Below are 362 nucleotides of genomic sequence, written 5' to 3' on the forward strand. Positions count from 1 at the left end.
GCCCCCGTAACCCCCGACCGGACCAAAAGTTGTGATGGTCGTGGAAGAGACCCGCACACGCACCCCAGGAGAGACCACGAACGCGCGCATCCCCGGCCAGCGGACCGCACCGCCGGCCGACTCCCCCCTCGAACACGCCCTGCGCTACACGCAGGAGCGCGCCTGGGACGTCTTCCCCGGCACCTGGCTGGAGACGGTGCACGGCGTACCGCGCTGCACCTGCGCGGACCCCGCCTGCCCGGGGGGGGGGGGGGGGGGGGGGGGGGGGGGGGGGGGGGGGGGGGGGGGGGGGGGGGGGGGGGGGGGCCCCAGGAGAGACCACGAACGCGCGCATCCCCGGCCAGCGGACCGCACCGCCGGCC

1 pseudogene is annotated in these 362 nt (G+C 78.5%); it reads left to right on the forward strand.

Annotated elements, in window-relative coordinates:
* Window positions 1–34: 34 nt before the first annotated feature.
* Window positions 35–241, forward strand: a pseudogene (locus AB8Z75_RS35310) (DNA primase); the annotation flags it as partial.
* Window positions 242–362: the final 121 nt, after the last annotated feature.

The organism is Streptomyces sp. PU-14G, from assembly GCF_041028275.1.
GTDB lineage: Bacteria > Actinomycetota > Actinomycetes > Streptomycetales > Streptomycetaceae > Streptomyces.